At 70.5% G+C, this 10203-nt stretch carries 7 protein-coding genes; 5 read left to right on the forward strand and 2 right to left on the reverse strand.

Annotation, left to right across the window (positions count from 1 at the left end; translation table 11 throughout):
* Positions 1–12 precede the first annotated feature (12 nt).
* The 3 genes from ACZ3TS_RS37680 (at position 13) to ACZ3TS_RS37690 (ending at position 4592) form a co-directional block, all read left to right on the forward strand.
* Positions 13–2055, forward strand: coding sequence for a M4 family metallopeptidase (locus ACZ3TS_RS37680; protein WP_467626481.1), 2043 nt, complete (start codon positions 13–15; stop codon positions 2053–2055).
* 287 nt (positions 2056–2342) lie between these two features.
* Complete coding sequence (locus ACZ3TS_RS37685; RefSeq protein ID WP_467626482.1) at positions 2343–4007, forward strand: M4 family metallopeptidase; 1665 nt, start codon at positions 2343–2345, stop codon at positions 4005–4007.
* 69 nt (positions 4008–4076) lie between these two features.
* Complete coding sequence (locus ACZ3TS_RS37690) at positions 4077–4592, forward strand: DUF1990 family protein (RefSeq protein WP_467626484.1); 516 nt, start codon at positions 4077–4079, stop codon at positions 4590–4592.
* 9 nt (positions 4593–4601) lie between these two features.
* Here the strand turns inward: ACZ3TS_RS37690 and ACZ3TS_RS37695 are convergent, their stop codons facing one another.
* A complete protein-coding gene (locus tag ACZ3TS_RS37695; protein WP_467626486.1) occupies positions 4602–4928 on the reverse strand; it encodes a hypothetical protein in 327 nt (108 codons plus the stop codon).
* Between the two features lie 78 nt (positions 4929–5006).
* Positions 5007–7631, reverse strand: a complete 2625-nt coding sequence (locus tag ACZ3TS_RS37700) for a glycosyltransferase family 1 protein (protein WP_467626487.1) — start codon at positions 7629–7631, stop codon at positions 5007–5009.
* A gap of 393 nt (positions 7632–8024) precedes the next feature.
* On the opposite strand from ACZ3TS_RS37700, the gene ACZ3TS_RS37705 reads away from it, so the two are divergent.
* Complete coding sequence (locus ACZ3TS_RS37705; RefSeq protein ID WP_467626489.1) at positions 8025–9227, forward strand: S8 family peptidase; 1203 nt, start codon at positions 8025–8027, stop codon at positions 9225–9227.
* A gap of 250 nt (positions 9228–9477) precedes the next feature.
* Positions 9478–10203: maltotransferase domain-containing protein (locus ACZ3TS_RS37710; RefSeq protein ID WP_467626491.1), on the forward strand; the 726-nt coding region annotated here is incomplete at its 3' end.

A 10203-nucleotide genomic window follows, 5' to 3' on the forward strand; every position in this document is an offset into this window, starting at 1 on the left:
AAGGAGTCAGTGTTGAGAAGCAGTTCCTCTCGCAGACGCACCTCCCACACCCCCACCCGTCGTGTCGCCGCCGTCGCCCTCGTCGGCGTCTCCGCCCTGCTGGCCGCAGCCGTCCAGTCGGGCGCAGCAAGCGCCGCCCCGGCCGCGCCCGCCGCCGGGAAGATCAACCCGGCCCACGCCGCCGTGAAGCTCTCCCCCTCGCAGCGCGCCGAGCTGATCCGCGACGCCGACGCGGCGAAGGCGGACACCGCCAAGGCGATAGGCCTCGGGGCCCAGGAGAAGCTGGTCGTCCGTGACGTCGTCAAGGACGCGGACGGCACGCTCCACACGCGCTACGAGCGCACCTACGCGGGCCTCCCCGTCCTCGGCGGCGACCTGGTCGTCGACACGGCCGAGTCCGGCGGCACCGAGCGGGTCGTCAAGGCCACGCCGGCCACCGTCAAGGTCGCCTCGCTCACGCCCGCGACAGCCGCCTCGAAGGCGGCGAAGCAGGCGCTGTCCGTCGCCCGTGCGGCGGGCTCGAAGCAGACCGACGCCGACCGCGCGCCCCGCAAGGTGATCTGGGCGGCGGACGGCAAGCCGGTCCTGGCGTACGAAACGGTGATCGGCGGTTTCCAGGACGACGGCACCCCGAACGAGCTGCACGTCGTCACCGACGCCACCACCGGCAAGGAGCTGTACCGCTACCAGGGCATCAGGAACGGAATCGGCAACACCCAGTACAGCGGCCAGGTCACCCTGACCACCACGCAGTCGGGGTCGACGTACACGCTGAACGACGGTTCGCGCGGCGGTCACAAGACGTACAACCTCAACCGCGGCACGTCCGGCACCGGCACGCTGTTCTCGCAGTCGAACGACACGTGGGGCAACGGCACCACCTCGAACGCCGCGACCGCGGGCGCGGACGCGCACTACGGAGCCGCGACCACCTGGGACTTCTACAAGAACACCTTCGGCCGCAGCGGCATCAAGAACGACGGCAAGGCGGCCTACTCGCGGGTCCACTACGGCAACGCGTACGTCAACGCGTTCTGGGACGACAGCTGCTTCTGCATGACGTACGGCGACGGGTCGGGCAACGCCGACCCGCTGACCTCGCTGGACGTGGCCGGCCACGAGATGAGCCACGGCGTCACCTCCAACACCGCGGGCCTGAACTACTCGGGTGAATCCGGCGGCTTGAACGAGGCCACCTCGGACATCTTCGGCACCGGTGTGGAGTTCTACGCGGCCAACTCGTCCGACGTGGGTGACTACCTGATCGGCGAGAAGATCGACATCAACGGCGACGGCACCCCGCTGCGCTACATGGACAAGCCCAGCAAGGACGGCGCGTCCAAGGACAGCTGGTACTCGGGGATCGGGTCGATCGACGTCCACTACTCGTCGGGTCCCGCGAACCACTTCTTCTACCTGCTGAGCGAGGGCAGCGGCGCCAAGGTCATCAACGGCGTGAGCTACAACTCGCCGACTGCGGACGGCCTTCCGGTCACCGGCATCGGCCGCGACAAGGCACTGCAGATCTGGTATCGCGCGCTCACCACGAAGTTCACCTCGACCACCAACTACGCGGCGGCCCGCACCGGTACGCTCGCGGCGGCGGGTGAGCTGTACGGCACGACGAGCACCGAGTACAAGGCGGTGCAGGATGCGTGGGCGGCGGTCGCGGTCGGGGCGCGCTCCGGTGGCGGCACGGGCGGCGGTACGTCGTACGAGAGCTCGACCAAGGTATCGATTCCTGACAACGGGGCGGCGGTCACCTCGTCGATCACCGTAACCGGCCGGACCGGCAACGCTCCGAGCAACCTCCAGGTCACCCCGAACATCACGCACACCTGGCGCGGCGACCTGGTGATCGACCTGATCGGCCCGTCGGGCACCGCGTACCGGCTGAAGAACTTCAGCTCCTCCGACTCGGCGGACAACGTGACCGACACCTACACGGTCAACGCGTCCTCCGAAACCGCCAACGGCACCTGGAAGTTGAGGGTCCAGGACCAGGCGGCGCAGGACGTCGGAACGATCAACGGATGGAAACTGACGTTCCCGTAGACCGCGACCCAACGAGGGGGTGCCGTCCCGGGAAGTCGCTCCCGGGACGACACCCCCTTTACCTCGCCCTGAACCGGCCTTTTTCGGTGCTTGACCAGTGCCGGAGTGCGCAGGGCGTACGACGCCGTTCACCCGCTGATCGATTTTCGGCCAAGGCCGCTTTCCCCTCCTGACATGTACACGCCCTTAATGCGAGTCTTCCACCGCACGGCTCACCCGCACCGCAACTTCACACCTTCCGCATGGCCACCCCACGCCCTGCGGTCGCCCCCACAGAAGGAGCTTGCGTGACTCCCCTCTACGCGCGTCACAAGCGCACCACTCTGGCCATCGCCACCGCCGTCGCGGCGGGCGCCCTGCTCACGACCGGTCTGACCACCGGTGCCGCCTCCGCCCAGACCCCGGCGGACTCCGTGGGCCGTACCCCCCTCGCCGCCGCCCCGACCCAGCTGTCCGCGGCCACGCGCACGTCGCTCATCCAGAAGGCCGAGGCCGCCGCTCCCGAGACGGCCCAGAAGATGGGCCTCGGCGCCAAGGAGAAGCTGGTCGTCAAGGACGTCGTCAAGGACGTCGACGGCACGGTCCACACCCGCTACGAGCGCACCTACGCCGGTCTTCCGGTCCTCGGCGGCGACCTGGTCGTCCACGAGTCGAAGTCCGGCAGGACCGAGGGCGTGACCAAGGCGACGATGGCGGCCATCAAGGTGGCCTCCCTGAAACCGCAGATCACCTCCGGCAAGGCCGAGAAGCAGGCCGTGACGGCCGCGCAGTCGGCGGGCTCGGAGAAGACCGCGGCCGACAGCGCGCCGCGCAAGGTGATCTGGGCGGGCAACGGCACGCCGGTCCTCGCGTACGAAACCGTCGTCGGCGGCCTCCAGGACGACGGCACCCCGAACGAGCTGCACGTCATCACCGACGCCGCCACGGGCAAGAAGCTCTTCGAGTACCAGGGCGTCGAGACCGGCACCGGCAAGAGCCTGTACTCGGGCACGGTCAGCCTCAACACCACCCTGTCGGGCTCGACCTACCAGCTGTACGACACCACGCGCGGCGGCCACAAGACGTACAACAAGGCGCACAGCAGCAGCTCGTCCACCGGCACCCTGTTCACCGACGCCGACGACACGTGGGGCACCGGCTCCGCCTCCAGCTCGACCACGGACCAGACCGCGGCCGTCGACGCCGCGTACGGCGCCCAGCTGACCTGGGACTTCTACAAGAGCACCTTCGGCCGCAGCGGCATCAAGAACGACGGCAAGGCCGCGTACTCCCGCGTCCACTACGGCAACGCGTACGTCAACGCGTTCTGGGACGACAGCTGCTTCTGCATGACGTACGGCGACGGGTCCGGGAACACCCACCCGCTGACCTCGCTGGACGTGGCCGGCCACGAGATGAGCCACGGCGTCACCTCCAACACCGCGGGCCTCAACTACAGCGGCGAGTCCGGCGGCCTGAACGAGGCCACCTCGGACATCTTCGGCACCGGTGTGGAGTTCTACGCGGCCAACTCGTCCGACGTGGGTGACTACCTGATCGGCGAGAAGATCGACATCAACGGCGACGGCACCCCGCTGCGCTACATGGACAAGCCCAGCAAGGACGGCGGCTCCGCCGACTACTGGTCCTCCAGCGTCGGCAACCTCGACGTGCACTACTCGTCGGGTGTGGCGAACCACTTCTTCTACCTGCTCTCGGAGGGCAGCGGTTCGAAGACGATCAACGGGGTCACCTACAACTCCCCGACGTCCAACGGCTCCACGGTCACCGGTATGGGCCGCGCCAAGGCGCTCCAGATCTGGTACAAGGCGCTGACGACGTACTTCACGTCGACCACCAACTACAAGTCCGCCCGCACGGGCACACTCTCGGCGGCGGCCGCCCTCTACGGCTCCGGCAGCACCGAGTACAACGCGGTGGCGGCCGCCTGGTCCGCCGTGAACGTCAGCTAGTGCGCGGAGAGCGACACAGTGGCCCCCGGCGGGAAGGCGACGCCGGGGGCCACCCTACGCTGGGGTCTCATGTCACTGGCGGACTTCACGTACGAGGATGTCGGCGCGACCCGCAAGGCCGGTCACTGCCCCGAGGGCTTCCATTCCCTGCACGTCCGCACGCGGATCGGCGAGGGCCAGGAGGTGTTCCATCGGGCGTCCGAGGCGCTCCTCACCTGGGAGATGCACCGGGCGATGGGCGTCGGCGTCTCGGCGGCCGAGGACAGGGCCGCCCCAGGGGTCGACGTCACCATCACCCTGGCCGGTGTCATCAAGGCCCCGTGCCGGGTGGTCTGGACGGTCGAGGAACATCGCCGCGCCGGCTGGGCGTACGGCACGCTGCCGGGCCACCCGGAGTGCGGCGAGGAGGCCTTCGTCGTGGACCGCACCGGGGACGGCACGGTCTGGCTGACGATCACGGCCTTCAGCCGCCCGGCCAAGTGGTACGCGAAGGCGGGCGGCCCGGCGACGCGGGGCTTTCAGCACGCGTACGCGCGGCGGTGCGGGGCCGTGTTGCGACGCCTGTGCGCGGGATACGAGGAGTGAGCCGCGCTCCTACAGCACCTCCACCGCCACAGCCGTCGCCCCCGACGCCAGCCACACCACGACGACGGCGAGTTTGACCTGGAGGTAATGCCAGTCGCCGACGCGCGGCACCCTCAGACCGGCACGCCTCCGCAAGGTGGCCCACCGGTCCAGGTCGGGATGGCCGGAGAGGTGGACCGTCGCCGCCGTCCCGAGGAGGAGTCCGGCAAGTGCCGCGAGCACGTCCGGCACCGGCGCGTACAGCACCGCGACGACGGAGGCGGCCGCACCGCCGAGCAGGCAGTGCACCACCGCCCACAGCAGCAGGAGCCTCGCGCCCTTTTTGTCGAGAATCACTCCGTCACCTCACCGGCGATCCGCCGTCTCCACCAGCTCATCCGCCCGGCCGCCGGCCACGCCCGGACGTCGGCCCCGTCAGCGCATCAGCACCCCCGCAGCCTCCACCGACTCCTGGGACGGCACCGCCACCAGGCCCAGTTCCGCGCCGGACACCAGCAGGCGATGGGAGGGCAGGATGCGGACCGTGTAGCCGTAGGGGCCGGTGCGGTCCAGCGAGAGAGGCCCCTCGTACACCCAGCGGCCGTCCGGATCCGGTCGGCCCGCCGGTTTCAGTGCCGTCGCCGTCGCGTCCGTGATGCGGTCGTCCGCGTCGACGCGCCCCGACACCGCCTGGACCTCCACGTCGTCGGGGGCCAGGTCACCCAGGCCGACGCGGACCCGGAGCGAGAGCGTCGTGCCCAGTTCCGCCGTCGCCGTCGCGGCCGACGTCTCGACATGGTCGACCGTGACGCCCGGCCAGGTCGCCCGCACCCGCGCCTTCCAGCTCGCCAGCTGCCGCGCCGCGTCCGGGGTCATCGCCCGGTGCGCATGGGCCGCCGGGGTGTACAGGCGCTCCACGTACTCGCGGACCATCCGCCCGGCGAGCACCTTGGGCCCCAGGTTCATGAGGGTCTGGCGGACCATCTCGATCCAGCGGTCCGGCAGTCCGCCCTGGCCCCGCTCATAGAAGCGCGCCGTCACCCGCTGCTCCAGCAGCTCGTACAGCGCCGCGGCCTCCAGGTCGTCGCGCCGGTCCTCGTCGGTCCCCGCGCCGTCGGCGGTGGGGATCGCCCAGCCGAAGTCCGGCTGGAACCACTCGTCCCACCAGCCGTCCAGGACGGAGAGGTTGAGGCAGCCGTTGAGCGCCGCCTTCATGCCGCTCGTCCCGCAGGCCTCCAGCGGGCGCAGGGGGTTGTTCAGCCATACGTCGCAGCCGGGGTACAGCTTCTGCGCCATCGCCATGCCGTAGTCAGGCAGGAAGACGATGCGGTGGCGCACACGCGGGTCGTCCGCGAACCTGACCAGCTCCTGGATCAGGCGTTTTCCGCCGTCGTCCGCGGGGTGGGCCTTCCCGGCCACGACGATCTGGACCGGGCGCTCCGGGTGCAGCAGCAGCTCCATCAGGCGGTCACGGTCGCGCAGCATCAGCGTCAGGCGCTTGTACGACGGCACCCGGCGGGCGAAGCCGATCGTCAGGACGTCGGGGTCCAGCACGCCGTCGATCCAGCCGAGTTCGGCCGTGCCCGCACCGCGCTGCCGCCAGGACGCGTACAGCCGCTCGCGCACCTCCAGCACCAGCTGCTCGCGCAGCACCCGGCGCAGGTCCCAGATCTCCTGGTCGGCGATCTCCGCGATCGTGTCCCAGCGCTCGGGACCGCCCACCGTCATGGCGTCCTCGGTGCGTTCCGCGCCGATCTGCCGGGCGCCGAGACGGAACACCTCGGGCGCGACCCAGGTCGGGGCGTGCACCCCGTTCGTCACGGAGGTGATCGGCACCTCGTCCGGGTCGAAGCCCGGCCACAGGCCCGAGAACATCTCCCGGCTCACGTTTCCGTGCAGCAGCGACACGCCGTTGGCGCGCTGGCCGAGCCTGAGGCCCATCACCGCCATGTTGAACAGGTTCGGCTCGCCGCCCGGGTACGTCTCCATCCCGAGCTGCAGGATCCGCTCCACCTCGATCCGCTCCAGCTCCGCGTCCGGGCCGAAGTGGCGGGCGACCAGCTCCCGGTCGAAGCGGTCGATGCCGGCCGGCACGGGCGTGTGGGTGGTGAAGACCGTACCGGCCCGCACCGCCTCCAGGGCGGAGTCGAAGTCGAGCCCGGCGTCGCACAGCTCGGCGATCCGTTCCAGACCGAGGAACCCCGCATGCCCCTCGTTGGTGTGGAACACCTCGGGCTCGGGGTGCCCGGTCAGCCGGCAGTACGTGCGCACCGCGCGCACCCCGCCGATGCCGAGCAGCATCTCCTGGAGCAGCCGGTGCTCGCTGCCGCCGCCGTACAGCCGGTCGGTGACGCCCCGCTCGCCGAGGTCGTTCTCCTCCACGTCCGAGTCGAGCATGAGCAGGGGCACCCGGCCCACCTGCGCGAGCCAGATACGGGCCTGGAGCCGGCGGCCGCCGGGCAGGCCGAGGGAGACCTGGGCGGGAGTGCCGTCCGGCTCGCGCAGGGGCACCACGGGGAGTTCGTGCGGGTCGAGCACCGGATAGTGCTCCTGCTGCCAGCCGTCGCGCGACAGGGTCTGCCGGAAATAGCCGTGCCGGTACAGCAGGCCCACGCCGATCAGCGGGACGCCGAGGTCGCTGGCCGCCTTCAGATGGTCGCCCGCGAGGATGCCGAGGCCGCCGGAGTACTGCGGCAGCGCCGCCGTGATGCCGAACTCGGGCGAGAAGTAGGCGACGGCGGCGGGGAGGTCGGAGTCGGACGAGCGGGACTGGTACCAGCGGTCGCCGCTCACATAGTCGGTCAGATCGTCGGTGGCCGCGGCGAGGCGGCGCAGGAAACGACGGTCCTCGGCCAGCTCCGCGAGCCGGGCGGGGGGCACGCTGCCGAGCAGCCGCACCGGATCGCCATCGGAGGCGGCCCATCGCTCGGGGTCGACGGACTGGAAGAGGTCACGGGTCTCCGCATGCCACGACCAGCGCAGATTGCGCGCAAGATCGCTCAGCGGGTGAAGGGCTTCGGGGAGGACGGGACGTACGGTGAACCTGCGGATGGCCTTCACGAGTTCCACCTTCACGGAGGACGTACGCGGCGTGTCACCCCCGACGGTACGCTGCCGGGTTGGCTTACCGCCGGGTTTGTACGCACTCGGGGGTACCGTGACCGCCCCTGGGGGCTGCACCCCCGGCCCCCGCTGTCGGCCTGAACGGCCTCGTCCTCAAACGCCGGACGGGCTGGTTTCAGCCCCCTTGACCCCCGGCAACACCCCGCCCAAAAAACAACGCAACCTTTACATGCCAACGATGGCCGATATGGCCGATTCCGCCCTCCTGGGTGACCTTGTGGCGGTTCACACCGCACGAGAGGCTGCCCACGGGCGTACCGGCCGCCGGGCAGTCCGGGCATGGACGAACTGCGGCCGCGTCACGCCGAGTCGAGGAGGGGAACTCGAGTCATGGCACGGATGAGAAACACGCGTCTGCGCTGGGCGGGCGGCCTCACCGCGGTCACCACGGTCGCGGCGCTCTCGGCCCTCAGTCTGCCCGCGCAGGCCGCTCCGGAGGGGATCGTCCTGGGCGCCGGGGCGCCCGGTGCCGTCAGCGGAAGCTACATCGTCACGCTCACGGGGGGAACGAAGGCGTCGACGGCCGCCGGCAAGGGCATCGCCGAGAAGTACGGGGCGAGAATCAGCCACACCTACGGAACCGCGCTCAACGGATTCGCGGTGAAGGTCGACGTGCAGCAGGCCCGGCGCCTCGCGGCGGACTCCCGCGTGGCCTCGGTGGTCCAGGACACCAGGGTCGCGCTGGACAACTTCCAGAAGGACCCGCCCTCGTGGGGCCTGGACCGCATCGACCAGCCGAACCTGCCGCTCGACAAGGGCTACACCTGGCCCGAACCGGCGGGTGCCGGTGTGACGGCGTACGTAATCGACACCGGTATCCGCGTCTCGCACAAGGACTTCGGCGGCCGGGCGAGCTACGGCTGGGACTTCGTCGGCAACGACAGGACCGCCGCCGACGGCAACGGGCACGGCACCCACGTGGCCGGAACCGTCGCGGGTTCCCACTACGGGGTCGCCAGGCAGGCGAAGGTCGTCGCCGTGCGCGTCCTGGACAACAACGGCGCGGGCACCACCGCGCAGGTCATCGCGGGCATCGACTGGGTGACCAAGCACGCCAGGAAGCCGGCCGTGGCGAACCTGAGCCTGGGCGGCTACACGAACGCCCAGCTGGACGCGGCCGTACGCAACTCCATCGCCTCGGGCGTCACCTACGCGGTCGCTGCCGGCAACGACGGGCTCCCGGCCGGCCTGTACTCCCCGGCCCGTGTCACTCAGGCCGTCACGGTCGGCGCCGTCGACCGGAAGGACGCCCGCGCGGGCTTCTCCAACTGGGGCCAGAGCGTCGACCTGTTCGCCCCGGGGGTGGCGATCACCTCGGACTCGTACGCGAGCGACACGGGCACAGCCACCTTCTCCGGTACCTCGATGGCGACCCCCCACGCCACGGGCGCGGCCGCGCTCTATCTGGCCAAACATCCCAAGGCCACACCGGCGCAGGTGAGTCAGGCGCTCGTCCGGCGGGCGGCCTTCGGGAAGGTCAAGAGCGCGGGGCTCGGATCACCCGACAGGCTGCTGCAAGTGGACAATCCTTGACCCCGGTCGACCGGACACGCGTAAACAAGAATTAACCGGACACGCGTAACCTTACCGGCCTCGCCCTCCAGCGGGCGGGGCCGGTCCTTTTCGCTGTTCCGGATGCGGCCGGTCTTGAAGGTAGACATACGCGTGAGTAGTTAACAAAGTGCCGGAATACCCACCCGCACAGGGTGGGAAGGCTCCTCCGGTAACCCCGCCTTCCGGCACCCTCATCCGCCCACCCACGTTGACGCGGACAGGAGCGGTCATGCCCCCGACGCACCACTCACCGGCACCCACAGCAACCAGCGCCGGCACCGGCACCGGCACCGGCACCGGCACATCCTCTGCACGGAAGACCGACGCCGTGCCCCCGACCCCGCGGACACCCTCCGCGGGCCCAAGTCCCCACCAGTGCCCGGCGACCGGTCCCACTCTCGGACGGATTCCCGTACTGGACGTGCGCCCCCTCGTCCACCAGGGCCGCCGCCCGGCCAAGGCGGTGGTGGGCGAGGAGTTCGAGATCTCCGCCACGGTCTTCCGCGAGGGCCACGACGCCGTCGCCGCCAATGTGGTCCTCAGGGACCCGGAGGGCCGCCCCGGACCGTGGACGCCGATGCGCGAACTCGCCCCCGGCACCGACCGTTGGGGCGCCACCGTCTCCGTGCCGAGCGAGGGCCGGTGGACCTACGCCGTGGAGGCGTGGGGCGATCCGGTCACCACCTGGCGGCACCACGCGGAGATCAAGATCCCTGCGGGGATCGACACCGAGCTGGTCCTCGAGGAGGGCGCACGGCTGTACGAGCGCGCGGCAGCCGACGTCCCGAAGGCCGAGGGCGGGCAGCACGTGCTCCTCGCCGCGGTGGACGCACTGCGCGACACCGGCCGTCCGGCCGCGTCCCGTCTGGCGGCGGCGTTGACTCCGGAGGTGGATGCGGTGTTGGCGCGGTATCCGTTGCGTGAGTGGGTGTCGTCGTCGGATGTGCTGGGGTTG

The organism is Streptomyces sp. NPDC022910 (assembly GCF_055561075.1).

Excerpts from the sequence above, each read along its gene's own strand:
- ACZ3TS_RS37705 (WP_467626489.1), top strand. The coding sequence starts at position 8,025 with ATGGCACGGATGAGAAACACGCGTCTGCGCTGGGCGGGCGGCCTCACC.
- ACZ3TS_RS37690 (WP_467626484.1), top strand. The coding sequence starts at position 4,077 with ATGTCACTGGCGGACTTCACGTACGAGGATGTCGGCGCGACCCGCAAG.